The 24785-nt window shown below is 34.2% G+C and carries 31 protein-coding genes; 18 read left to right on the forward strand and 13 right to left on the reverse strand.

What is annotated here, in order from left to right:
- Positions 1–188 precede the first annotated feature (188 nt).
- Entirely contained in the window at positions 189–728 is a 540-nt protein-coding gene (locus tag BHU61_RS12350; RefSeq protein ID WP_111717296.1) for a hypothetical protein, read from the reverse strand.
- Between the two features lie 278 nt (positions 729–1006).
- Here BHU61_RS12350 and ppdK point away from each other — a divergent pair, with 278 nt between their 5' ends.
- The 3 genes from ppdK (at position 1007) to BHU61_RS12365 (ending at position 5912) form a co-directional block, all read left to right on the forward strand.
- Positions 1007–3625 carry a pyruvate, phosphate dikinase gene (ppdK, locus tag BHU61_RS12355; protein WP_111717298.1) on the forward strand — a complete coding sequence of 873 codons (2619 nt, stop codon included), beginning with the start codon at positions 1007–1009 and terminating at the stop codon, positions 3623–3625.
- Positions 3626–3638: 13 nt separating this feature from the next.
- Positions 3639–4463 carry a pyruvate, water dikinase regulatory protein gene (locus tag BHU61_RS12360; protein ID WP_111717300.1) on the forward strand — a complete coding sequence of 275 codons (825 nt, stop codon included), beginning with the start codon at positions 3639–3641 and terminating at the stop codon, positions 4461–4463.
- Between the two features lie 138 nt (positions 4464–4601).
- Positions 4602–5912, forward strand: coding sequence for an APC family permease (locus BHU61_RS12365; RefSeq protein WP_111717302.1), 1311 nt, complete (start codon positions 4602–4604; stop codon positions 5910–5912).
- Between the two features lie 42 nt (positions 5913–5954).
- Here the strand turns inward: BHU61_RS12365 and BHU61_RS12370 are convergent, their stop codons facing one another.
- Positions 5955–7025, reverse strand: a complete 1071-nt coding sequence (locus BHU61_RS12370) for an NAD(P)H-dependent flavin oxidoreductase (protein WP_111717304.1) — start codon at positions 7023–7025, stop codon at positions 5955–5957.
- 128 nt (positions 7026–7153) lie between these two features.
- On the opposite strand from BHU61_RS12370, the gene BHU61_RS12375 reads away from it, so the two are divergent.
- From BHU61_RS12375 to BHU61_RS13715, 5 genes are all read left to right on the forward strand, one after another.
- The gene (locus BHU61_RS12375) at positions 7154–8383 is read left to right on the forward strand and encodes a YncE family protein (RefSeq protein WP_199798237.1); all 1230 of its coding nucleotides are present in this window, start codon (positions 7154–7156) and stop codon (positions 8381–8383) included.
- Positions 8384–8455: 72 nt separating this feature from the next.
- On the forward strand, positions 8456–8884 hold the full coding sequence (locus tag BHU61_RS12380; protein WP_111717305.1) for a VOC family protein: 429 nt from the start codon (positions 8456–8458) through the stop codon (positions 8882–8884).
- An 86-nt stretch (positions 8885–8970) separates the two neighbouring features.
- Positions 8971–9924, forward strand: coding sequence for a magnesium/cobalt transporter CorA (corA, locus tag BHU61_RS12385; protein ID WP_111717307.1), 954 nt, complete (start codon positions 8971–8973; stop codon positions 9922–9924).
- Position 9925: 1 nt separating this feature from the next.
- Entirely contained in the window at positions 9926–10534 is a 609-nt protein-coding gene (locus BHU61_RS12390) for a hypothetical protein (protein WP_111717309.1), read from the forward strand.
- Between the two features lie 111 nt (positions 10535–10645).
- Positions 10646–10780: a hypothetical protein gene (locus tag BHU61_RS13715; protein WP_275542460.1), complete on the forward strand. Its 135-nt coding sequence runs from the start codon at positions 10646–10648 to the stop codon at positions 10778–10780.
- A gap of 75 nt (positions 10781–10855) precedes the next feature.
- Here the strand turns inward: BHU61_RS13715 and BHU61_RS12400 are convergent, their stop codons facing one another.
- The 6 genes from BHU61_RS12400 to BHU61_RS12425 all read right to left on the reverse strand — a co-directional run bounded on the left by BHU61_RS12400 (position 10856) and on the right by BHU61_RS12425 (position 14218).
- A complete protein-coding gene (locus BHU61_RS12400) occupies positions 10856–11056 on the reverse strand; it encodes a cold-shock protein (protein WP_086041794.1) in 201 nt (66 codons plus the stop codon).
- A gap of 256 nt (positions 11057–11312) precedes the next feature.
- A complete protein-coding gene (locus BHU61_RS12405) occupies positions 11313–11636 on the reverse strand; it encodes a hypothetical protein (protein WP_111717313.1) in 324 nt (107 codons plus the stop codon).
- 109 nt (positions 11637–11745) lie between these two features.
- Positions 11746–11946, reverse strand: coding sequence for a cold-shock protein (locus tag BHU61_RS12410; protein WP_099578802.1), 201 nt, complete (start codon positions 11944–11946; stop codon positions 11746–11748).
- A 354-nt stretch (positions 11947–12300) separates the two neighbouring features.
- Positions 12301–12501 (reverse strand): cold-shock protein, encoded by a 201-nt coding sequence (locus BHU61_RS12415; protein ID WP_096077387.1) that lies wholly within the window; start codon positions 12499–12501, stop codon positions 12301–12303.
- Positions 12502–12772: 271 nt separating this feature from the next.
- The gene (locus BHU61_RS12420; protein WP_111717315.1) at positions 12773–13171 is read right to left on the reverse strand and encodes a hypothetical protein; all 399 of its coding nucleotides are present in this window, start codon (positions 13169–13171) and stop codon (positions 12773–12775) included.
- A gap of 105 nt (positions 13172–13276) precedes the next feature.
- A complete protein-coding gene (locus tag BHU61_RS12425; RefSeq protein WP_111717317.1) occupies positions 13277–14218 on the reverse strand; it encodes a DMT family transporter in 942 nt (313 codons plus the stop codon).
- 163 nt (positions 14219–14381) lie between these two features.
- On the opposite strand from BHU61_RS12425, the gene BHU61_RS12430 reads away from it, so the two are divergent.
- Both BHU61_RS12430 and BHU61_RS12435 read left to right on the forward strand, forming a co-directional pair.
- The gene (locus BHU61_RS12430) at positions 14382–14945 is read left to right on the forward strand and encodes a winged helix-turn-helix domain-containing protein (protein WP_111717318.1); all 564 of its coding nucleotides are present in this window, start codon (positions 14382–14384) and stop codon (positions 14943–14945) included.
- Positions 14946–15062: 117 nt separating this feature from the next.
- Positions 15063–16247 carry an MFS transporter gene (locus BHU61_RS12435; RefSeq protein WP_111717320.1) on the forward strand — a complete coding sequence of 395 codons (1185 nt, stop codon included), beginning with the start codon at positions 15063–15065 and terminating at the stop codon, positions 16245–16247.
- A gap of 7 nt (positions 16248–16254) precedes the next feature.
- Here the strand turns inward: BHU61_RS12435 and BHU61_RS12440 are convergent, their stop codons facing one another.
- The 5 genes from BHU61_RS12440 to BHU61_RS12460 form a co-directional block, all read right to left on the reverse strand.
- The gene (locus BHU61_RS12440) at positions 16255–17493 is read right to left on the reverse strand and encodes an acetylornithine deacetylase (protein WP_111717323.1); all 1239 of its coding nucleotides are present in this window, start codon (positions 17491–17493) and stop codon (positions 16255–16257) included.
- 87 nt (positions 17494–17580) lie between these two features.
- Positions 17581–17847, reverse strand: a complete 267-nt coding sequence (locus tag BHU61_RS12445) for a zinc ribbon domain-containing protein (protein WP_111717324.1) — start codon at positions 17845–17847, stop codon at positions 17581–17583.
- An 11-nt stretch (positions 17848–17858) separates the two neighbouring features.
- Complete coding sequence (locus tag BHU61_RS12450; RefSeq protein ID WP_111717326.1) at positions 17859–18230, reverse strand: VOC family protein; 372 nt, start codon at positions 18228–18230, stop codon at positions 17859–17861.
- A 13-nt stretch (positions 18231–18243) separates the two neighbouring features.
- Entirely contained in the window at positions 18244–18624 is a 381-nt protein-coding gene (locus BHU61_RS12455) for a DUF1761 domain-containing protein (RefSeq protein WP_111717327.1), read from the reverse strand.
- Complete coding sequence (locus tag BHU61_RS12460; protein WP_111717329.1) at positions 18624–19082, reverse strand: SRPBCC family protein; 459 nt, start codon at positions 19080–19082, stop codon at positions 18624–18626. The genes BHU61_RS12455 and BHU61_RS12460 overlap by 1 nt, the downstream gene beginning before the upstream one ends.
- A gap of 157 nt (positions 19083–19239) precedes the next feature.
- Here BHU61_RS12460 and BHU61_RS12465 point away from each other — a divergent pair, with 157 nt between their 5' ends.
- The 8 genes from BHU61_RS12465 to arsD all read left to right on the forward strand — a co-directional run bounded on the left by BHU61_RS12465 (position 19240) and on the right by arsD (position 24775).
- A complete protein-coding gene (locus BHU61_RS12465; protein ID WP_170122559.1) occupies positions 19240–19842 on the forward strand; it encodes a Type 1 glutamine amidotransferase-like domain-containing protein in 603 nt (200 codons plus the stop codon).
- Positions 19843–19924: 82 nt separating this feature from the next.
- A complete protein-coding gene (locus tag BHU61_RS12470; RefSeq protein WP_338066951.1) occupies positions 19925–20362 on the forward strand; it encodes a glyoxalase/bleomycin resistance/extradiol dioxygenase family protein in 438 nt (145 codons plus the stop codon).
- Positions 20363–20738: 376 nt separating this feature from the next.
- Positions 20739–21614: an ABC transporter ATP-binding protein gene (locus tag BHU61_RS12475; protein WP_111717333.1), complete on the forward strand. Its 876-nt coding sequence runs from the start codon at positions 20739–20741 to the stop codon at positions 21612–21614.
- Positions 21601–22338: an ABC transporter permease gene (locus BHU61_RS12480; protein WP_111717335.1), complete on the forward strand. Its 738-nt coding sequence runs from the start codon at positions 21601–21603 to the stop codon at positions 22336–22338. Before BHU61_RS12475 ends, BHU61_RS12480 begins: the two co-directional genes overlap by 14 nt.
- Entirely contained in the window at positions 22339–23409 is a 1071-nt protein-coding gene (locus BHU61_RS12485; protein ID WP_111717337.1) for a sensor histidine kinase, read from the forward strand.
- Complete coding sequence (locus BHU61_RS12490; protein WP_111717339.1) at positions 23406–24002, forward strand: response regulator transcription factor; 597 nt, start codon at positions 23406–23408, stop codon at positions 24000–24002. Before BHU61_RS12485 ends, BHU61_RS12490 begins: the two co-directional genes overlap by 4 nt.
- A gap of 114 nt (positions 24003–24116) precedes the next feature.
- Positions 24117–24425, forward strand: coding sequence for an ArsR/SmtB family transcription factor (locus BHU61_RS12495; protein ID WP_099578772.1), 309 nt, complete (start codon positions 24117–24119; stop codon positions 24423–24425).
- A gap of 2 nt (positions 24426–24427) precedes the next feature.
- Positions 24428–24775, forward strand: a complete 348-nt coding sequence (arsD, locus tag BHU61_RS12500) for an arsenite efflux transporter metallochaperone ArsD (protein ID WP_111717341.1) — start codon at positions 24428–24430, stop codon at positions 24773–24775.
- Positions 24776–24785 lie beyond the last annotated feature (10 nt).

The following is a 24785-nucleotide window of genomic DNA, read 5'->3' on the forward strand; positions in this document are numbered from 1 at the left end:
CGTGCCAAACAAAGCAAAATGCCCGATTCCAAAGAAGAACCGTGCCAAACAAAGCGAAATGGCCCGATTCCAAGGAAGAACCGTGCCAAACAAAGCGAAATGGCCCGATTCCAAGGAAGAACCGTGCCAAACAAAGCGAAATGGCCCGATTCCACTAAAGAATCGGGCATTTTAACTATCTTAAATTTCTACTCAAACGTCTTCACAAAAGCTTCAATATTTTCAGCTTTTTCCCACGCATCCACGTTCATTGGATCGATATGAATAATCGGCCCACCTTCAGTCGTGATGTATTCACCTTGTTCAGTGCCTAATCCATCAACGAATACTGTCTTACCGTGCAATGTGTAGTAATCTTTCAATTCATCTTTCATCTTGTTACGTACAGCGATGTATTCTTCAACATCACTATTTTCGTACATGTAACCTTCGATTAAAGTGTAGCCTGGAACAATACCTTCATGGTCTTTAATTGTTGCAACGTATGACCAGTCAATAACGATAGTGTGATCACCAGAGAATGAGTGACGCGTTAACGGATAAACACTTCCACGCCATTCGATTTCTGCATAATCCGGAATATTCTTATATTCCATCGTATATTCTTTCTCAGATTCATACGCTGTAATGAATGGTACAACTGCTAACCATTCTTTAATCTCTTCAACTGTGTCGAACATTCCTACGATGTGATGTTTTTTACCATCAATAAACTCTAGTTGATACATATGAATCTCCCCTTAAAAAAGTTTTCTTAAAGATAAACTTTAAGTTACTTCGATTATAATAAAGCGTTTTCATTTCTGCTACTGAATGGTAAAACTTTTTCAACTTTTTTCTGACAAGTTCACAATACCTTCATATTTAAACAGATATTTCTAAAAAAATTTATTAAATTGTCTTTTTATGATTGTCATAAAAGTTTTAATGTGACATACTAATTAACATAATAGTATAACCTAATGGGTTAATTGGTATAACACAAAAAATGATGAGGTGACTAAATTTGAGTAAATTTGTATATGCATTTGAAGAAGGAAGTCAAAATATGAAAGACTTGTTAGGTGGTAAAGGCGCAAACCTTTCAGAAATGATGCGTCTAGGTTTACCTGTTCCTAACGGATTTACAATCACGACTGAAGCTTGTATCGAATATTTAGATCGTGGTGAACAATTATCAGACGAAGTACTTACACAATTAGATGAGAAGTTAAAAGAACTAGAAGATAAAACAAATAAAGCTTTCTCTTCAGATGAAAATTTACTATTAGTATCAGTACGTAGTGGTGCGAAAATCTCTATGCCAGGTATGATGGATACGATTTTAAATTTAGGATTAAATGATGAAAATGTTGAAAAATTAGCTGCAAAGACAGAAGATGCACGTTTTGCGTATGATTGTTATCGTCGTTTGCTACAAATGTTTGGTAGTGTTGTATACAATATTCCGATGCCAGCATTTGAAGAGTACTTTGAAGACTTCAAAAAAGTTAAAGGGCATGCAACTGATGCTGATGTGCCCGCTGAAGATTTGAAAGAGATTGTTGAACAATATAAAGAAATCTATATCGAAGAAGCACATAAACCGTTCCCGCAAGATCCAAAGAAACAGTTAACTGAAGCGATTGAAGCGGTATTTAAATCATGGAACAATGATCGTGCACGTATTTATCGTGATTTAAACGAAATTCCTCATGATATCGGAACAGCTGTAAATGTTCAGGAAATGGTATTTGGTAATAGTGGTGATCGTTCTGGTACAGGTGTTGCATTTACACGTAACCCTGCAACAGGTGAACATAAATTATATGGTGAATACTTATTGAATGCGCAAGGTGAAGACGTTGTAGCAGGTATTCGTACGCCGAAAGCAATCGAAACTTTAAATGAACAAATGCCGCATGCATATGAAGAGTTCGTGAATGTAACGAAGAAATTAGAAAGTCATTACAAAGATATGCAGGATATCGAGTTTACGATTGAAAATGAAAAGTTATTTATCTTACAAACGCGTAACGGGAAACGTACTGCAAAAGCTGCGATCAACATTGCTGTAGATATGGTAAATGAAGGTGTCATTTCGAAAGAAGATGCTGTTGCAATGGTAGATGTTAAATCAATTGATCAATTGTTACATCCTAACTTTAATGAAGAAGCATTAAAATCTGCTGAATTAGTATCAGACAAAGGTTTACCAGCTTCTCCAGGTGCTGCAACAGGTGTTATCGTCTTCTCAGCATTAGATGCAAAAGCGAAAGCTGAAGCAGGTGAAAAGGTTATATTAGTTCGTCCTGAAACTTCTCCAGAGGATATTGAAGGTATGATTGCTGCTGAAGCGATTGTAACGACACATGGTGGTATGACGAGTCATGCTGCGGTAGTAGCACGTGGTATGGGTAAATGTTGTGTGACGGGATGTTCTGATCTTGAAATTAATACGAAAGAAAAGTACGTAAAATATGCCGGTAAAACTTTATCTGAAGGTGATGTTATCTCTGTTAATGGTTCAACAGGTGCAGTATATATTGGTGAAATTGAAACGACGAAAGCGGAAGCAAGTGATGTCTTTGAAGAATTTATGGGCTGGGCAGAAGAAATCGCACGTTTATCTGTACGTATGAATGCGGAAACTGAAGGGGATATTAAATCAGGTTATTCATTTAACGCAAAAGGTATCGGTTTAGTACGTACTGAGCATATGTTCTTTGGTGAAGAACGATTAATTGAAATGAGACGTTTCATCTTAGCATCTACTTACGAAGAACGTGTAGAAGCATTAAATAAAATCAAAGTTTATCAAACAGAAGATTTCGAAGGTATCTTTAATTTATCTCAGGACCGTCCGTCAATCGTACGTTTATTAGATCCGCCATTACATGAATTCTTACCGAAAGGTGGAGAAGAAGTTAAAGCAGTGGCCGACCAGTTAGGCGTTACGACAGATTTCTTAGAAAAGCGTATCAGTGAATTACATGAATTTAACCCGATGCTTGGTCACCGAGGCTGTCGTTTAGCGATTACTTATCCTGAATTATATGAAATGCAGACTGAAGCAATCATTACAGCTGTGTTGAATTTAAAAGAAAAAGGTATTGAAACAAAGCCTGAAATTATGATTCCTTTAGTTTCAACTACACAAGAATTTATCATCTTAAAAGATGTTGTTAAGAAAAAAGCACAGGAAATCATGGATGCAAAAGGTGTACAAGTTGACTACCTAATTGGTACAATGATTGAAACACCACGTGCATGTCTAGTTGCAGGAGAACTTGCTCAGCACTCTGAATTCTTTAGTTTTGGTACAAACGATTTAGCTCAATTAACATATGGTTTCTCTCGTGATGATGCCGGTAAATTCATCAACGAATACATTAACCGTGAAATTCTTAATGTCGATCCGTTCCAAACATTAGACGTTGAAGGTATGGGACAACTTATTAAGATTGCAGTTGAAAGCGCAAAATCAGCAAACCCAGCCATTAAGATTGGTGTTTGCGGTGAGTTAGGTGGAGATCCTAAATCAATTCATTTCTTTAATGATTTAGCAATTGATTATGTCTCATGTTCACCATTCCGTGTACCAGGTGCTATTTTAGCGACTGCGCAAAGCCAGGTGAAAAAATAGTAGGAGGTACATTTTGAGTAAATATGAAACGAAAGATTTATTAATCTATATCATTTCAGATTCAATTGGTGAAACCGCTGATAGAATGCTTCATGCAACGTTATCTCAATTTCCGAAACTAACATCTGTAAGTGTGAAGAAATTTTCATTCATCAAAGATGAAGAAGAGTTTAAGAACATTTTAGAACTGGCAAAACAAAAAGAAGCAGTCGTAGTTACAACGCTTGTAAACCCTGAATTTAATCGTCTGGGGCAAGCATTTGCCAAAGAAACTGGACTTTCATATATCGATTACATGACAGGCTTGATCAGAGTCATACAAAATCATACTGATATGGAACCGGTCGGTGAAAGTGGCGCACTGAGAAAGATGGATGAAGAATACTTTAAGCGTATTGAAGCGATTGAGTACTCAGTGAAATATGACGATGGTAAAAACTTTCATAATTTAGCAGAAGCAGACGCTGTTATTGTTGGTGTTTCAAGAACTTCAAAGACACCGTTAAGTATGTATCTAGCAAATAAAGGGTTTAAAGTTGCGAACATTCCTTTAGTGCCTGAATCACCTATTCCTGAAGAAGTATATCAACAAAAGAACTTAAAGGTATTTGGACTGACTGCAAGTCCGAACTATATTATGAATATACGTACAGAACGTATTAAAGTTTTAGGACTTTCAGGACCAGGACAATATAATGATTTGAAACGTATTAAAGAAGAATTGAGCTATGCTGAAGAAGTATTCAATCGATTAAATGCTACTGTTATTAATACAGAGTATAAGTCGATAGAAGAGTCGGCATTCTATATTGAACAACATTTAAGGAAACGTAAATAATAATATCCAGGATTGAGACGGAATTTGTCTCAATCTTTTTTGTTTTAAAGTAAGATATATTGAAAATTAATTTATCAAAACACCATACGAGAATGACAGTTTTATGATATTATGGTTGAGGATTAAAAGGAGGTAATTATGGAAAAGGGAATGAACAAAGGTATAGGATTTTTTTCAGCTTTAGCACTTGTAATGGGGACTGTTATTGGTTCAGGTGTATTCTTTAAAATATCTAACATAACTGAAGTAACAGGAACACCAGGTATGACGTTGTTTGTATGGCTATTAGGTGGTTTGATCACGATATGTGCCGGACTGACAGTAGCAGAACTTGCAGCAGCAATTCCGAGAAATGGTGGACTGACGACATATATTGAATATACGTATGGTAAGTTTTTTGGATTTTTAGCAGGCTGGGCACAAAGTTTTATTTACTTTCCGGCAATGATTGCAGCACAATCGATTGTATTTTCACAGCAAATTGATAATTTATTTCATATTGGAAAGGGATGGCTATTTCCGGTAGCAGTTATCGCAATGGTTTCAATATTATTGATTAACTGTCTGGGCTCGAAGGCTGGTGGGATATTGCAATCAGTCACTTTAGTTGTAAAGCTTATTCCGATTATCGCTATCGTCGTGTTTGGTTTAATGCAGACTGGCGATGTTCAGGTATCATTAATACCTACGACAGGTGATACAGGCATTAATTTCTTTGTAGCCCTTGGTGCTGGATTGCTTGCGACAATGTTTGCTTATGATGGATGGATTCATGTCGGTAATATTGCCGGGGAAATGAAAAATCCGAAAAGAGATTTACCATTAGCAATCACATTAGGTTTAGGTCTAGTTACAATTATTTATTTACTGGTAAACGCAACATTTTTATTTACATCACCAATTGCTGAACTGAAAGGTAATTTAAACGCAGCAACTGATACAGCAGTAATCTTGTTTGGCCAGTCTGGTGGAAAATTAATTACCATCGGAATAATGGTATCAGTGTATGGTGCATTAAATGGTTATACGATGACAGGAATGCGTGTACCAGAAGCGATGGCGAAACAAAATTTATTACCGTTTAAAAATGTATTCACGAAACTTACAAAAAGTGGTGCGCCATGGATGAGTGGTTTGATTCAGGTCGTTATTGCGATTATTATGGTTTCTCTTGGTGCTTTCGATTCAATCACAAATATGCTTGTATTTGTAATCTGGGCATTTTACTGTATGGCATTTTATGCGGTATTTGTATTACGTAAGAAAGAAAAAGAACTCGTTCGTCCTTATAAAGTACCGTTGTATCCAATCATTCCTATGATTGCTTTACTGGCAGGACTGTTCGTTATGCTTAATACTCTATTTACGCAATTTGGGTTAGCATTAACAGGGACTATCATCACGCTTTTAGGAATACCCATCTATCTTTATCAGATGAAAAAAGAATAATATTAAAAAGCTCTCGAATGAGAGCTTTTTTTGTGCTGTATTTTATATATTATTCATTTTAAAATCCAGTATTAACTGATCGGTATGTGCCACGATTTCTCTAAATAAACCTTGTGCATTGACTTTCTTAGCAAGTGTAGGTGCCTGACCACACCACATATGAAGAATAGCAGTGTCACCGTTCTTAGCTGCGCTTTGACGAATACTCGTCGTTAAATCATTTTGAAGCGGATAAGGCAGTATATTTGTACCACTCGTTTCCAAATCATTAATAAAATTATTTTCTATACCACGCGCACTTTTACCGCTGAATATTTTTGTTACGGTTGTATCCTCAGGTTGTGCATGGATGATTGCTTCTTTATGCACGTTTGGTGCTTTACTTTCGTGCGTTGTTAAGAAAGTAGTCCCCATTTGCACACCGCTCGCGCCTAACATAAGTGATGCAAGCATACCGCGCGCATCCATTATTCCACCTGCTGCGATTACAGGTAGAGACACGCTATCTACAATTTGAGGAATCAATGCCATTGTGCCGATTGAACGCGTTTTTGTAAACGCGCCTTTATGTCCACCTGCTTCAAAGCCTTGTGCAACCACCATATCTAATCCACTTTGTTCAATCATTCTTGCTTCTTCAATTGAACTTGCTGTACCGATTGTTATAATACCTTTCTTTTTTAGCTGATTAATAATTTGTTGTGCCGGGATGCCAAATGTAAAACTTACAACTGGAACTTCCATATCCATTAACAACTGAATTTTATCAAGAAAAGTTTGTTCAGAGTGTATTTTAACATTTGCTGTCTTTAAATCATATTTATCATAATAAGGTTTAAGTTTCTCCTGCATCATTTGAATGGCACTATCATCGTATTGAATATCTTCAGGCACGAACAAATTGACAGCAAAAGGTTTATCGGTAAGCTTGCGTACAGCCTCAATTTCATCGCTTAACACATCAGTGGTCATATATCCAGCACCAATTGTTCCTAACCCCCCCTCATTACTGATTGCTGCAACAAGCTCTGGTGTTGTGCTTCCAGCCATGCCCGCCTGTACAATTGGATATGCAATGCTTAATTGATCTGTCAATCGTGTACTGTTCCACATATCGTTCACCTCTTTGTTATCATACTGTCACTATAACATATTAATAAATTGAAACTAAATTTTTCAATGTGACATTACTTAATTTATGCTATATTTAAATAAAAAATGGAAAAGAAGAGGAGAACATTATGCGTGCGATTCAATATTTAATGTTATCAGCAATGATACTCGTGGCTGGATGTGCAAACGAAGAACAGAAAACAACCGAGAAATCAACAAACACAGAACAAACGACTAAAGAAAACAAAGCAGAAAAAGTGACGACTGAATCAAAAGATTCGTCTGAAGAAGATGTCATCGCAGATCAAATTGATAAAGATAGACCAGCTTCGAATACAACAACGATGAAATTAATCGATACAATAAGTGAAGGACCGATTACTCCAAAATCAGTTGTCGCGAATAATAAAGGTCAGGTTATTGCAAACAATATGATGTACCAACATACAATTACAGTTTATGATGCGAAATCACGTAAACTCATTAAAAAGTTATCGGATACAGTAGACTTTAAAAAGTTCGGTATCGAAGGTTTTGATAAACCTGTAAGTGGTGCACCAGTTGAAGCAGTTTGGACAAAAGATGGGAAGTATGCGTATGTATCTCAATATCAATTAACAGACCATGGTGCAGAAGCAGAAGATATGTGTTCAGCAGGTAAAGCAATCGCAGAATCTGTCGTATATCGTTATAATGCTGAAAAGCAAGACTGGGATCAGGTCATTCAAGTTGGTCGTGTGCCAAAATATGTAGCACTTACGCAAGATAATTCAAAATTACTTGTTTCTAACTGGTGTGATAAATCATTATCAGTAGTAGATACTAAGACAGCTAAACAAACAGAACAAATCCCATTAAATGCAATGCCACGCGGTATTGTATCACTGCCAGATAATAAAACAGCTTACGTTACAGCGATGTTCTCGAATGAAATTTATAAAGTGAATTTAGAAACAGGGAAAAGTGAAATGATTCTGCAGACCGGACAAAGACCACGTCATTTAGTACTCGATAATCAAGGGAAGACAATCTACATTACGGTGGCGGGTGCTAATGAACTATTAAAATATGATGTTGCAACAGATAAAGTTATTGCGCGTGCTACTACAGGAAAAGAACCACGTTCAATGGCAATTTCACCAGACAGTACAGCAGTGTATATCGTTAATTATGATGAGAATACAGTATCAAAATTTGATACGAAGACGTTGAAAGAAATCACGCGTGTTGAAGCAGGATTTCATCCAATCGGTATCACTTATGAAAATACGACAGGTGATGTATGGGTAGCAAACTATGGTGGTACAATCTCTGTTTATGATGATAAAGTAGCAGCATCAACAGCTACATCAAAATAAGTTATCATTATGTAAATTAATTAAGTTGTGATATATTTAATTTGAATTACAATATACATTTGGAGGTCTATCATGACAGAATTAATTCCTTACTTAGCGTTTGAAAGTGCAAAAGAAGCGCTAGCATATTATGAAGAATTATTTGGAGCAACAGACGTTAACAGATTACCAGTAGGAAAAGAACAGGCAGGACAATTTGGTGTAGACCCGGAACAAGCTGAAGAGATGACAATGCATTCTGAATTTAAAGTAGCGGGACATAAATTATATGCAGCAGATAGATTTGGTAAAGCTGGAGATTTCAATAATAGCATGACATTATCTTTAAACTGGGACAAATCAAATGCTGAAGATACTGCAGCAATGACTGAACTATTCAATAAAGTAGCAGCACACAATGAGACGAAAGTGCATATGCCGATTGAAGAGCAATTCTGGGGCGGTGTGATGGGCGCATTAGATGATAAATACGGTGTACATTGGATGTTTAACGGTAACTAGAATAAAAAATTAATCAGGCCAAAGTTAAAATAGCTTTGGTCTTTTTATATGTTATTAAAGTATAATGATGTGTGAGGGGGGAGAGTATGGCATTAAGTATTTTGTATCATGATGATAATAAACTAAAACGTGTTAATACAATAGATGATTTACCAAAAGATGCAACCTTCATTTGGTTTGACTTTGAAGGGGCGAATGAAGAAGAGAGTGAACTTTTTAAACAACATTTTGATATTAATGGATTAACGATAGAAGATGTAATACACAGTAATTCAAGACCAAAATATAAATATTATAATGCATATGAGTATTTAGTATTCCAGAAGTTTGAACGCGATACAAATGAAGCAGAAACGATTAATGTGCTCCTGAAAGATAATGTTTTTATTACCTATCATGATGAAGATATTGAAGCAACAGATGAAATAGATGCTTTAGCGAAAGAATTAGAAGAAGAAGCACCAAGTAATTTGACACCAAAAGTAGCAGCAATGATGTTGCTTGATAAAATAGTAGATTTCTATACGGAAACTGTAGAATCGATAGAAGATAATGTGCTTAGTTTTGAAAAAAGACATTCTAAAGATAAGAAGCAACATTATGTAATGGATGATATCTTTGACTTAAGAGCAAAATTGATTCGTATCAAAGGGATTATCGTACCAATGAGTGAACTGGTAGATGAATTAGAACGTGATCAGCATATGATAGAAACAGAACACGATCATCATTATATTCACCATATTCAGGACCATATGATTAAGCAGAAGAATATTATAAAAAATTCGCAGGAACTCACGGATGAAATAAGAAATAACTATGAATCGTATAACAACTATAGAATGAACCGTGTAATGCAGATGTTAACCCTCGTATCCACTGTATTTCTACCATTGACATTGATTGCAGGAATTTACGGGATGAACTTTGAGTACATGCCGGAACTCAAATGGAAGTATGGATACTTTACAGTACTGATCGTAATGGCGTTATTATTATTTGTAAGTATGGTGTATTTTAAAAAGAAGAAGTGGTATTAACATGTTAGGATTATTTAAAAAGAAAAGACCAAAACCAGAAGTAGATGAATCTAGAATTGATTTAAATATTAGAAAAGAATTAGAGAAGACATTTATAAAAAGACACGTGATGAATGAAAAAGCTGTGAATGCAATCGTAAATATCTTTAGGAAATACCCACAAGAAATAATAATCGTTCATAGTTTTTCGAGTGAACCTAGATATAACAAAGAAAGTTTTAGGATTAAAATTGAAGAGATAATGAATTTGTCTTTTGCGGAGCAAATTGGGTATATAGACACTTTATTATTGATATATGACAGTGAATATCAACCATTAATTTATTGGAACATAATTAGTGGAAACTTATATATTCATCCTAAATTTGAAGATATCACAATTGTTGAAGATACTTTTAATCTTACTGAAAATTATTTATGGGAATCCTTCAATTCAGATGTTAAAGACACAATATATTTTGCTGATACTAAAATTAGAGGATATAAATCCATTGGATGGTCAGCTACATGGGATTCACTTGAGTTCTTTGAACTAGTAGAAGCGTTTAATATCACAGGAGCAATATTAAATGAAGGTTATGAAGAAACGAATGAAATTTTAGAACAATAGAAAGTTGAATATGAAAAATATGAAGGTTTCTTACTTATCAATGGAAATATTCATCCTGAATTTTTAATGAAGTATTATAACATTAATGGAAATCAGGGCACTATATGTGAAATGGCACTTTTTGTTGATATGAAAGAACCAATTTCTAAAGAAATGATTAAAGGGAAATATGTAGATATAAAAGACTATAAGGTTATATTACCTATAGATGATTATGATGATATTCTATGTTTCTTTAATTTTTAGTATTTCCTTAAGGATGTATTATTAATTTTATGCAAAAAATAAGCCCCTTGAGGGCTTATTTTTCAACATTAAATATTATAATTTAACGATGTTAGCAGCTTGAGGTCCACGTTGACCTTCTTCGATATTGAATTCAACTGCTTGACCTTCTTCTAAAGTTTTGTAACCGTCTCCTTCGATAGCACTGAAGTGAGCGAATACGTCGTCTCCACCTTCAACTTCGATGAATCCAAAACCTTTTTCTGCGTTAAACCATTTAACTGTACCTTGTGTCATAATAATGACCTCCAAATAATTATTAAATAATATCTAATGTTTTACATAAGAAAACTTCACATATTTCAAAAAGCAAACCCTTAACACGATTACTTTTTGTAATATGTGAAGTCCTTACGTTTCTTGCATATGTTCGATATATTTGTACTAAGTATATAACGCATATCAAGTTTTGTCAATGTATTTGTAACTTTAGTTTATTTTCACCTGGTAAGTGTGCCATAAATTGTTGAATAGAGTAGCATGAATCTACTTCTTACATAAAGCTTTTATTTTCTTTAATGTAACTATAAAGCAACACGATTAAAGTTGCGCCTAAGTAAACGAGTTCAGGCACGTCCTGAATGATATTTAATGGTTTGGAAGTATCAAGTGTTAATAATTTATAGAATGAAAAGAAGAACAGGATGCCGATAACATAATCGAACGCTTTTGCATAAGCAGAAGTTCCGATCATTCTTTTTTCTTTATCTACTGGGTGTTTTGTTTTAAACATCGTCGTTTGACCATATATTTTATATTTAAATAATTCGAACAAGATGAAAGTTAGAATAACGATACCAGCAAGTAATTCTCTCATGAAGACACTCCTTATGGTTTTTTATACCAATAATGTTAACATATGAATAAAGCGTTCTCAATAAACAAAAAAAATAAGCCCTTGAGGGCTTATTTCTTCACATTAAATATTATAATTTAACGATGTTAGCAGCTTGAGGTCCACGTTGACCTTCTTCGATATCGAATTCAACTGCTTGACCTTCTTCTAAAGATTTGTAACCTTCACCTTGAATAGCGCTGAAATGAGCGAATACGTCGTCTCCGCCTTCAACTTCGATGAATCCAAAACCTTTTTCTGCGTTAAACCATTTAACTGTACCTTGTGTCATAATAATGACCTCCAATAAATTATTAAATAATATCTAATGTTTCTCCTACAAAGAAAAATTCACATATTACAAAAAGTCTCGACTTAACACGATTACTTTTTGTAATATGTGAAGAAGCTTTGTTTGTTGCATATGTCCGATATATTTGACTTAAGTATATAACGGATCGTTTAATAAGTCAAACATGTGTTCTTGTGATTTGGTCTTAATATCTCGATAAAGTGCGTAGGTATCAGTCAAATTGAGTGAAATATTTATTTTTATATTGCCTAATTGGATCAATAATAGCTGTAAAAATGAAATTATAGATAAAAAAAATAAGCCCCTTGAGGGCTTATCTTTCAACATTAAATATTATAATTTAACGATGTTAGCAGCTTGAGGTCCACGTTGACCTTCTTCGATATCGAATTCAACTGCTTGTCCTTCTTCTAAAGTTTTGTAACCTTCACCTTGAATAGCGCTGAAGTGAGCGAATACGTCGTCTCCGCCTTCAACTTCGATGAATCCAAAACCTTTTTCTGCGTTAAACCATTTAACTGTACCTTGTGCCATAATATAATGACCTCCAATAAATTATTAAATAATATCTAATGTTTTACAAAGAAAACACTTCACATATTACAAAAAGTGTTGTCTTACATTATTACTCTTTGTAATGATGTGAAGAGCCTTAATTTCTTGCATATGTACGATAATATTTGAATTTATTATATAATGATTCATCACAATTGTCTAGTATTTATAGTCACTTTAATACAATATGAGTAAAATAAGAATTTATTTTACGTGTATTGAGGCATATATTAGGAGAATTGAAATAGTCTTATTGCACCACGTGGTGCTGTAAATATTCGATAAATTGAATGAAACCATGTTTCTCAACAGTCATATCGTATGCATTATCAGTGCGGTGAGAAGAATCATGATTTTCTAATAAAGCTTTTAAGTGAATCGTAATATCGATAGTCGTTTCATGAATATTCTTGATATCGATATATAATGATGGTTCTACAAAATGATATTTACCTGTGTTCAATGATTGAAGGTGACTGAGTATAATCAGATCTTCTTCATATAATATATGTTTAAATAGTAAGTTACGATGCCCATTAGTAAAAGAAATTTCAAATTTCACTACTTTTGGATCATGTTCAATACTGTATACTTTATAAATCATTGATGTACTATTGTTGATATCCATTAAAGGAAGCGTGTTATTCATCATGATCACCTCGATACAATTATAGCAAAATATGTAATATAAATGAAAATGATAAATAGTAATCACGACGTTAAATGAAATTTCCTAAATACAAAGAAGATATATTTAAAATAACCTGATCATCACTACAGCACATACTAACAATCCTAAGCCTAACATTTGAACACGTGTAATTGGGACTTTTTTGGCACCAATTAAACCGAACATATCAATGATAATGCTGCATAAAATTTGCCCGAATAAACAAATGACGACTACTAATCCAGTACCTATTATAGGGACGAGATATGCCATAAGTAAGACAAAGAAAGCACCGATAATCCCACCGCACCAGATCCATATAGGCTTATCTTTGCCAAATGCCAAATTAAAATTGCTTAAATTCTTATACACAAAAGTTACAACAATAAATAACATCAAAGTTCCTACTAAAAATGAAATAAACGCAGCGTGAACAGCTGAGTGGAGTAAGCTGCCTAAATGCCCATTAATTGCAGATTGACTGGCCATAAGCATCCCTCCAATAACGCCTAACAACTGAAAAGGTAATTTATTGCTGTTGCTACCTTGAATATGGATGGCCTGTCGTTTCTTTCTCAGGTAATCTGGTAATACGATTACACACAATACACCGAGTAATAAAATAACAATTCCGATGAATCGCAGAATGGTGAAACTTTTCTCGGGTGAATAAAATAATCCAAAATGATCAATAAGCATACTCATAATAATTTGCCCCATAATTGGAAGTACCACTGTTTGCACGCCGCCTAGTTTCGGAAAAAGTAAAATGTTTGTCGTAAGACCGATAAGACCGAAAATACCACCTAGCCAGATCCATAACGGATTGTTGAAGAAAATTGATGGTGCGATTAAAACACTATGTTTAGTCGCGAGTGTCATGATGAATAAAAAAATTGTTCCCACTAAAAAAGAAATAAATGATGCTACAAATGGTGATAAAACATATGTGCGTAACCTAGAATTAACTGCAGTTTGCACAGGAATCATCAGCCCAATAACAAAGGCAAGCAATATATATAACATAACAACACTCCTAAAATATAATAAAATAATCATACACGATTTGAGAGTGAATTTCATAAAATAGATACAAATATTTTGGCAATGTAGAATATAAGGTTGTTAAATATTATTTTTTATTTTTATGTTAAAATTATTTTAAACGATAAAAACTGTAGGTGAGGAAATGGGCAATGAATTACTGAAAATATTAATCGATGAAAAAGCAAATCAAATCATTCAGCTGACACGGGATAAAGCGATGACAACGAAAGAAATTGCAAAAGCTTTAGATGTAAAGACATCAAATCTGTATTATCCTATTAAGAAACTGATGGAAGTTGAAGCGTTAAAAATAGTTGAAGAAAGACAAATCAAGAATATGACGGAATATTATTATTCAAGTGAACACTTAAATAAATCACCAATTAATTTTGATTTTCCAGCAATAAAAGAAAACTTCGATACAATAATAGCGTTTTACACATTAGAAGTTCAGAAAGTATTTGACGCACTCAAACGAGATGCTGATAAATATGGTGAATTGTCTGAAGAGGAATTAAAGAAGAGTGAGACACCAAACAGTGCTCAAATGTCTAATTTAGAAGTGCAATTACCGTATGAACAATGGATGGAATTAATGAATGAAATGAGAGCTTTAAGTCAAAAGTATGAAGAAAAGTATAAAGATTTAGAACATAAAAATGTGTATCAAATTCAACTGTCATCATATAAAGATGAAACTGAGTAGAGTAGCAGAAGCTGCTCTATTTTTTTTGTATGGAAAAATTGTCTGATAATTTTTATTGACTTATTTATTTTTATCAGTAAAATATATTTTAACGATAAAAATAATAGGAGTGATAATATGTCGAACAAAAATTACCTTTTAACGGGAAGGCTCATTTCAGCGTTAGGTGATTCAATTTATTCAGTAGCAATTATGTGGTATATCTTTGATGTGACAAAAGATGCTTTTATTACGAGTGTCACTTCAGCAATTATCTTTACACCAGGTATTCTTTCTGCTTTTGCTGGCCCGGTAATTGATCACTTCAATCGCAAGAAGATGATGCTAATCGCACAAATCATGCAACTATTAATTATGATCTTTATTGCAGTGATGTTCTATTTGAATCTTATGCCTATAAGTGTATTATTATTTAGTCTGTTTATCTTAGGATTAATAGAAGTAGTAGAAGGTAATGCGGAAAGTGCATTGTCTCCTTTGGTGATGAAAGAAGATGAACTTATTGGATATAACAGTTTTGTAAGTACAGGTTCAACGATTATAGGTGTCATTGCCAAATTAATAACAGTTTGGCTAGTCATGAAAGCTGGTATAGAAAGTGTTTATTTTCTAAATGCAGCGACCTTCTTCCTAGCTGTGCTATTCTTCTCCAAGATAAAATACAGCCATATTGATAACGGCGTATTTAATACTGAAATTTACAGAACTTCTATAACTGATGGATGGAAATATTTCGTGGGTAATAAGTTGTTTTTATTTACCTTACCTGCTATGATCGCAAACTTTACAGGTAGTATGACCAATGCGATATTGCCGGCATTTACTTATAGTAGAGGTGGAGATTATGCATATGGCTATTATTTAACGGCGAGTGTTGTCTTCGCTTTGATAGGTTCTTTGATTACTCCTAAATTTAAAGATGTAGATATTAACAAGATATTAATGATTTCTCCATTGATATCTGGTGTATGTATGGTACTTACAGCTATCGTTCCAAATTATTATGCTTCAATTTTCTTTTATGGTCTAATAACTTTACCAATTATGGTGCTAAATATCAGTATGTTTACTTATATTCAGAAGATGGTTGATAACAAAGTGTTAGCACGTGTAGGTACTATAATGAGTGCGCTATGTATGGTAGCGATGCCTGTTGGATCATTGCTTGGAGGCGTTGTGGCAAAACAATTTGGTGTAGATGTGCCTATTTATATTTCAGGCATAGGATTTATGAGTTTAACAGCAGTGTTTCTGCTGCTACAGCGTAAAGGTGGAAAGATTGATATACAAAAAACCGTCTAAGTTATACTCAAACGGTCTTTGCTTTTGGTGACTGATACCATTCTTTAAGAAATGCATACAATACTTGAGAGAATTGTTCTAACTCTGTTGCACTGATCCTTTCGTCCACACTATGTGCTTCAGATAATTGTCCTGGTCCATAAAGGATCGTCGGTATACCGAAGTCTGCTAACCATCCACCATCTGTAACAGTTGAGCTCATTTCGTGTTTTAGAGGTGTATTGAATACTGATTGATGAGATGTCGCTAGCAGTTCGAACCCTGGATGGTTTATAGGTACTGTAAAACTTGGGAATATTTCACCTTTATCTTCAATCATTGAAGTGCCGCCCCACTGAAAAGAAAGTGGATTTTCTCTTAACCATATATCAGCATCGGCTACTTTATTTAAATAATCTTCTATTTCTTTCGTAATATCATGATAATTTTCTTCAGGTAAATAATGAACCGTAATCCAGAGTTTACATTCATCTGCAATAAAGGCTGGATGTCTGCCCCCTTCAATGACCGCCGGATTAATCGTATTTGCACCTGCAGGCATTCCAGGACTTGATTTCATTACTGCCCAGTGCTGTTCAAGTTCTCTTAAAGCGGTGATCACTTTCATCATTTTTTCGATTGCACTGGCCCCAAACAAACCACCGCCTGCATGGATGGTATTTCTTCTTGCTCCGTCGTGGATGGTATTATTGCTTTTAACAGTAATCCATCCTGTAATAACGCCACCTTGACCTTGTGCTACACAGTCACTTGTGTCTAATACCAGTGCTAAATCAGCTTTAGGAGAATGTTCGCAGGCAGTTTTTGTCCCGGCTTCTCCAACTTCTTCACCGACGACTGAATGAACAATAATATCTCCTTTAGGCTGAATGTTTTCGTGTGATAGTCTTTCCAATACATAAAATAATGCACTCATGCCACCTTTCATATCACTGACACCTCGCCCATATAACCAGTCATCAACTTGAGTGAGCTGAAATGGCGGATATGTCCATTCATCTTCGCTTACTTCAGCAACATCTACATGTCCGTTTAATATTAATTTTGGAGCATTTGCATCCGTACCTTTTAGTGTCGCTACGATTACAGAATCATTTTTATACAGTGGAATTCTTTCGATTTGAAAGTTAAGATTTTTTAGTAGCTGTTCAATTTCATTTTGTATTGGGTCTGTATTTCTTGCTGGAGGACTTTCAGTATTATAACTGATTAATAAATCGAGTATGTCGTAAAGTCGGTTGTTCAAATCAATCACTCCTTCATCATGTTGATTTAAGTATAACAACGAATAGGATGAATTTGGAAATGAAAAGGGGATGTCCGAAGACATCCCTTATTTCCATCGTTCTAATTTCTTCAATTGCATCGGATAGAAAGCTTTCATCATAAATTTAGCAACTGGATTCCCTTTGCCATTTGAAATACCTTGCTTACCGCGTTCAAGCATTTCTTCCATCGTAATATTAGGATCAATATACTTACCGTCTTTGTAACAATAATTACAATACTTAGAGCTTAAGCTCCCATCAACTTCTGTACCACGAACATCTTCACCGTGCAGATTAAGTGGCATACCACAACTTTGACAAAATTTCTCCATATGAATGCTCCTTATACATGTTGATCAAATAATAATGTATTACCGTCTAAATCTTTTACCATAAAATATCCTGGGCCAGATTCGTTCTCAGCTGTTAACGGTGTGATGAAATCATAACCTGCTGCCTCTAATTTAGCTGCGATTTCACGTACATCTGTACCAGCAATTTCCTGACCTTTCTCATTCCATTTCGGATTAAACGTCATCATAAACTCTTCAAACATTCCTTGAAATAATCCGATACGTGCTGCACCATTACTTAACACAACCCAGTTTTGCGTAATGTCGCCACTGACTTGTTCAAATCCTAATGTTTGATAAAACTTAAGTGATGCATGAATATCCTTTACCGGTAAACTTACTGAAAAATTGCCTAATTCCATCAATCTTCACTCCTTATCCAAAATAGTATGCTGCTAACGTCATGATCATAATACAAATCAGTTTGTAACTTTCATTAATTGCGATTAATTTAAAGGATTTCATTTCAAAGAAATAGTTTTTAAGAGCTGAAAAGATAGAAATAATTGCAATCGTAAATCCAGCACAGAAAATATTTAAATCTGTGTGCGACAATATGAAAAAGATGAGTAGTGATACAAGAATTTCTACTACAAAACCTGTAATCATTTGAGGTGTACCACTACCTGCTGCTTTGATTTGTTCATCTGAAATGCCGACTTCGCGTTGCCATAACTTACCGAATAATACGGTATACCAAAGTGCGCCTACCATAAAGGCTAATGCTCCGGCAATAATTGCTGCTAATATACTCATTAATTTTTCTCCTTCATTGCTTCTACTTTTACGCGCTGCATAAAATCATCAACAACTTTTTGATTTTGTTTTTTTGGCATTAATTTAAGCATCGCTTTTCCAGCAAAGTTGACTCCTTTATTCGAACCGCTGTAAATGAAGCGCGTTTCGTTCTCAGAAATCTTTTCCAATACATAATCAGCTTCAATATCAAACATCTTGGCAAGCTGAAATCCAGACTTATTATGCTTACGAGTAGGTGTATCCTCATGATCTAGATCAGTGACTATATACTTCATCACTTTGTTGCCTTCTTTGTATGATTGCTCATACGTCGAACCAACAACACCAGGTTTCTTTTCTAACACTTTCATTTCGACAACTTGAGGCATAATGCGTTGTATATTCTCTAAATCAAATAAAGACCAGACTTTTTCGATATTCACAGGTAATATCATTTCTTCTTTCCAAGTTAGCATAAGTAACCTCCAAAAGTTTATTCAATTTAATCTTAAACGATATTTTATAAATTAGCTAAAGTAAAGTGAGAAAATACACTGATAGGAATGATTACGGTTAGATTTGAATGGAAAAATTCAGAAGTATAAATTATATTTTAGAAAAGGAGATATGACCATGACTGTTTTAATATCAGGTGGGGGAACGAAAGAAAGTAATATTATTGTTAATCAATATTTTGCTGATTTAATTAATAATGGCTCTGTATTGTATTTCCCAAATGCAGGTGATGAAACAATCAGGACTCATCAAGAAAGCTATAAGTATGTTAAAGATATGTTTGAAAGTGTAGGGATTCACAACATCGATCTATGCGTTGATTTCAATCAAATCACAGAAGAAATATTGGACAAATATGATGCCGTATATATTAGCGGTGGATCCATATCTAAGTTAGTTGGTGAAATGAGAACAGCAGATATCGTAGATTTAATTACTAATTTTGAGAAAGAAAATGTGATTTACGGACAAAGTGCCGGAGGAATATCATTAGGTAAAGATGTATCTTATTTTGAAGAAGCAAAGGAAACTAAACCATTAGGATTAATTGACTATGCGATTACCTGTCATTATAAAGATGAATATTATGAGCGTGTATTTAAAGGAACTAAAATAAATACATATTGCATTCGTGATAATGAAGCAGTACTTTTTGATGGAGATGATGTTAAATTCATCAATGGAATTTCATTATATATAGAAAGAAATAATTTTGAATAAATTTTACTTAAATCATATATCCGATTATACTAAAAGCGTGAATTAAAATTGTACAAAATATAAAACTAAAGGGGATTACAACATGATTAAAGCGGTTCAGTATTTCAATTTCCACAATTCATTAGAAGTGTTAGGTTTTTACGAGAAGCATTTAGGTGCAAAGATTATTAATAAGACGATGGGCGATGATGAAATGTTTAGAGATATGCCTGAAGAGTACAAAATGCCTGAAGAAGTTGCAAAACAGTTTGTAATGAATGCTGAATTTGAGATTTTAGGACAGCGTTTTATGATTAGTGATTCTTGGGGACAACGTGAAGTGAACAATGAAGGTACATCAGTTTGTTTCACATTTGATGTTAACGATGAAGAAGATGTTAAGCAAGCGACAGATTTCTACCATAAAGCGATTGAAGCGGGTTGCAAAGAAGCGATGCCACTTGGTCAAACAGAATGGTCTAAATTATATGGTTACTTTAATGATCCATTCGGTGTAACTTGGATGATTAACGCTTGTTAAACATATGGAATGCTTTCTCCGTTTGGAGGAAGTATTTTTTTGTGAAGATTTATCGGCCAAGAAATCCAGAAAAATGGCCAAATCCCGAAATGATGGCCGATAAATCAAAAATATCGGCCAAGAAATCCAGAAAAATGGCCAAATCCCGAAATGATGGCCGATAAATCAAAAATATCGGCCATGAAATCTGGAAAAATGGCCAAATCCCAAAATGATGGCCGATAAATCGAAAATATCGGTCAAGAAATCCTCAACAATACAACGTTTTACATTCTCTTCATCATCTATATGACAAATGTCATCTCAATTTCATGACGTATGTGAATTATCATAGAATGCTCTTTCCTGTTTAATGTAGATAAGGAGGGAGATAACGATGATTACGATTCACAACCTAAGTAAAGATATCGATAAGAAACATATTTTAAAGCATATCAATCTAACGATTAATAAAGGCGATACAATCGCATTAGTTGGTCCGAATGGTGCGGGTAAATCAACGTTAATTGATTGTTTGTTAGGTAATAAGAAATTAACTTCAGGTGATATTGATGGACAGCACTTAATACTGGATCATACAAAAACAAGTGTTTTATATCAACAAACATACTTTACACCGAATATGAAGGTTTATCAGATCATAGAACTATTTCAGAATCTTTATCCGAATGCTTTGACCAAAGAAGAGATAAAAGCCATTACATTATTTGATGATGCATTATTAAACACGGAAGCAGAGAAAATTTCAGGTGGTCAAAAGCGTATTTTAGATGTGGCACTAACTTTAATCGGACGTCCGGAGTTTATTATTTTAGATGAACCGACTGTCGGAATGGACACTTCAACACGCAGAAGATTTTATGATTTAATCAAAACGTTGAAATCAGAAGGTAAAACGATACTATTTACATCACATTATATAGAAGAAGTTGAAAGTTTATCTGAGCGTATTGTTGTTCTGCACCAAGGTGAAATTGTACGTGACTCTACGCCGCGTGCACTAAGAGAAGAATCTACTCAGAAACAACTCGTATTACCTAGGAAATATGAGAATGTCACGAAACAAATTTCTGATATTGCATTCTCAAAAATTGAGGGTGAATATATAGTGATACATACATCTCTAGTAGACGAAGTGATTAAAGTGTTGATTGATCAACAAATTAGTTTCGAACATGTTGAGATTACAAACGAGTCATTATTAGATAGAGTATTTAAAGCTGTGGAGGAGGAGCGTCATGAAACAGTTTAAAGCGATGTTAAAATATGAAATGATTGATTTAAGTCAACGTAAAAGTGTATTTATTTTATCTACATTATTGCCGGTGATCTTTTTCTTAGTGTTTTCTTCGGTTATGAAAATTCCAGACAAAAATATTCAAGAACATTTTGTTCGTGATTATATGTTATCGATGACGACATTTAGTCTGACGAGCTTTGCGATCATTACCTTTCCTTTAGAGATGATCAATGATAAAGAGAAAGGCTGGAGTAGAGCGCTGTTTCGTACACCGCTCAATCCTTCATATTACTATATATGCAAAGTGATAAAAATATTGATGATGTATATGTTGTCGATTCTGATTGTATTTTTAGTAGGGCATTTTATTAAAGGTGTTAATATGAGTCTGATAGAATGGTTAGTTTGTTACTTTGGACTGCTATTTGGTGGACTTATATTTTTAACATTTGGCATTCTGTTGTCACAATTTAAAGATGCACAGAAAGTAAGTACTTTCGGTAATATTCTATATTTAGGATTAGCAATGCTGGGTGGACTGTGGTTCCCGGTAATGACATTTCCAGAGTGGTTGCAACCGATTGCAAAACTTACTCCAACATATAACTTTAAAAATATTGCTGCCGGACAGTTTGAGAAGCATTATCCATTTGAATCTATTGGTATTTTACTACTCTATGCTGTTATATTTATAATGATGAGTATATGGATCAGAAGGAGAACGGAAGTGATTTAATTGAACTGGCTATTTATTAAAATATTACAGTACGGAACGTCTTTAATATTTCTGATATTTCCTATAACTGAGATGCTTGCTACAGAAGAAATGAGTTGGAAAGTATTCAAATTGTTCTTTATTTTACTGTATATTTTTTCGGCAGTATTTATGATGAATAGCAATACAAGTAAATATATACCTATTGTTATTGGATGTTTACTTACGTCTATTACAGTATTTATTCATTTTTGCAACTTCGGTAACATATTGTTCTATTTATTTCCTATATCTTATGTCCCATATATACTTAGAAAAAGAGTGAATTCTCTGTATGGGAAAATAACGATTGGTAGTTTTGTGCTCAACTATATTGCAATTTGTGTGCAGGACTATGCATATGGCTTGGAACTCATTCCACATTTTTTCTTTGTATTGATGATGGCCGTTTCTATGGATTATTTTGCTGAACATTCTCGTAAAATATATGAACTAAACATTAAGAATGAAAAGCTTGCGTTGCTTTCTACACAAATTGAACGTAATCGTATTTCTCAGGATTTACATGACTCACTCGGGCAGGTATTTAGTACGCTTGCTGTCAAATCTGAACTTGCGGTGAAATTGATCGATAAATATCCTGATATGGCGAAAGAGGAGTTACAGGAAATTCATTCACTATCACAGGAATCATTATATAAAGTAAGGTCAATCATTGAAGATATTAAATCGACTACAATTGAGGATGAAGTAACACAAGTTGAGAAAATATTGAATGATGCAAATATTGAAATTGAGAGAAAGGTTCATTACGAGTCTGTTAATGAAATTCAGCAGCATGAAATTAGTATGCTGATTAAAGAACTGATTAATAATGTTATCAAACATAGTGAGGCAACGAAAGTTCAACTTCTTATTGATCAAGTTGATAACATATTAAATTTATCATTGAGTGATAATGGTAAAGGATTATCAAATGGTATGAGTTTAAAAAGTATCGAAGCGCGAGCGCAGGCAATGGATGGTATCGTGAAAACGAAAAGCTTAAATCCAGGACTTGGCGTATATGTCACAGTAGAGGTGAAGTCATGAAATTACTACATGCAGAAGACCAAAGTATGTTACGTGAAGCAATGAAGAAACTGTTGGTGATTAGTGGTACGTTTGATGAAATTGTAAGTGTGTCGAACGGCGCAGAAGCAATCAATGCTATTGATGACTCATTTGATATTGCATTGCTTGATATTGAAATGCCAGAAAAGAGCGGATTAGAAGTGCTTGCATATATTCGAGAACACAAGTTAGATGTAAAAGTTATTATAGTCACAACATTTAAACGTCCTGGTTATTTTGGACGTGCTGTAAATTTAGATGTGGACGCATATGTATTAAAAGAACGCTCAGTAGATGAACTTACAGAGACGATTCATTCTGTCATGCAAGGGAAAAAAGAGTATAGTCCAGAACTACTGCCTTTAATGCTCACTAAAAATCCATTAACTGATAAGGAGCAGGAGATATTAAAGTTAATAGGAGAAGGATTGACGAGTAAAGAAATCAGTCAAAAGTTATTTTTGAGTGATGGCACCGTCCGTAATTATACGAGCATTATTTTAGAAAAACTCGGAGCAGATAACAGAGTACTTGCATGGAAGATGGCAAAAGAATTGGGATTTATAGACTGAAGACTGTAAAAAATGCAGTCTTCTTTATTTTTAATTTAAATATAGACGTTCATCTATATTCGATGTATACTATAAGTGGAATATAGACAATCATCTATATAAAGAGGTGAAACGATGGATTATGAATATTTGGCTAAGCTGTTGAAAGTTTTATCGGATAAGAATCGTCTGGAAATTGTGGATTTACTGAGCTGTGGTCCGTTATGTGCATGTGATATTTTAGAGCATTTTGAATTCTCGCAACCGACGTTATCGCATCATATGAAACAGTTGAAACAAAGCGGTATCGTAACGAGTTGGAAAGAGGGTACGAACGTGATGTACGCTAACAACTTAGAAGTCATCGAGCAAATCGTCAAATTACAAAATCAAATTTTTGTACCACATCAAAATTGTGTGTGCAAAACAAATGAGGAGTGTTAATTATGGTAGAAATTAAATTATTTGAACCAGCGATGTGTTGTTCTTCAGGTGTATGTGGCCCATCTCCTGATCAGGAACTGATTCGAGTGAATGGTGATATTGAAAAGATGAAACAAAATGGAATTAAAGTATTGCGTTACAACTTAACGAGCGCGCCGAATGCTTTTGTGCGACATGAAGCAATCATGACATTAATCAAAGATAAAGGTGAAGCGATCATGCCGATTACGATGATTAACGACGAAGTTGTCAAAACAGGTAGTTATATGACAACAGATGAAGTATTAGATATTATCGTAGTTCATGATTTACAAAACAACTGTTGTGCCCCTGGGGATAACTGCTGTTAGGAGTGAAGTA

It is taken from the genome of Macrococcus epidermidis, assembly GCF_003259695.1.
In the GTDB taxonomy this organism is placed as follows: domain Bacteria; phylum Bacillota; class Bacilli; order Staphylococcales; family Staphylococcaceae; genus Macrococcoides; species Macrococcoides epidermidis.